Source organism: Lysobacter sp. N42, assembly GCF_004344885.1.
Genome location: NZ_SKFB01000157.1, coordinates 1 through 571, shown reverse-complemented (window position 1 = coordinate 571; position 571 = coordinate 1). Strand labels below are relative to the sequence as shown.

The following is a 571-nucleotide window of genomic DNA, read 5'->3' as shown; positions in this document are numbered from 1 at the left end:
AATGAAATTATGACTGAAGCTCACAACACGAGATACTCCATGCATCCTGGAAGTACAAAAATGTACCAAAATTTGAAGAACCGATTCTGGTGGAATAACATAAAGCGAGAGATTGCAGCTTTTGTATCTCGGTGCCTCACTTGTCAACAGATTAAGGTAGAACACCAAAAATCTCCAGGGTTGTTACAACCATTGGACATTCCAAAGTAGAAGTGGGAGCACATCACCATGGATTTCATCTCTGGTTTGCCTACTACCAAGAAGGGGAACAATGCTATTTGTGTTAATGTAGATCGTCTTACGAAGTCTGCTCACTTCATTCCTATGAAGACAGGGAGTAAGATGCACATGGCACCACTTACAGATTTATTTGTGACGGAGATAGTCAGCAGACATGGACAGCCCATCTCCATCACTTCCGACAGAGATAGCAGATTTGTTTTGAGGTTTTGGAAGACCCTATTCGAATCTATGGGCACTAAGTTGCAATTCAGCACTGCATACCATCCTCAGAATGATGGCCAGTCAGAGCGAACTATACAGACTTTAGAGGACATGCTACGGGCTTGTG

At 42.9% G+C, this 571-nt stretch carries 2 protein-coding genes; both read left to right on the top strand.

All coding sequences use genetic code 11. The annotated features are described in order from the left end of the window. Positions 1-210 (top strand): integrase zinc binding domain-containing protein (locus EYQ95_RS26560; protein ID WP_165924875.1); only part of this gene is annotated, 210 nt, incomplete at its 5' end. Between the two features lie 18 nt (positions 211-228). Then, positions 229-571: DDE-type integrase/transposase/recombinase (locus tag EYQ95_RS26295; RefSeq protein ID WP_165924874.1), on the top strand; the 343-nt coding region annotated here is incomplete at its 3' end.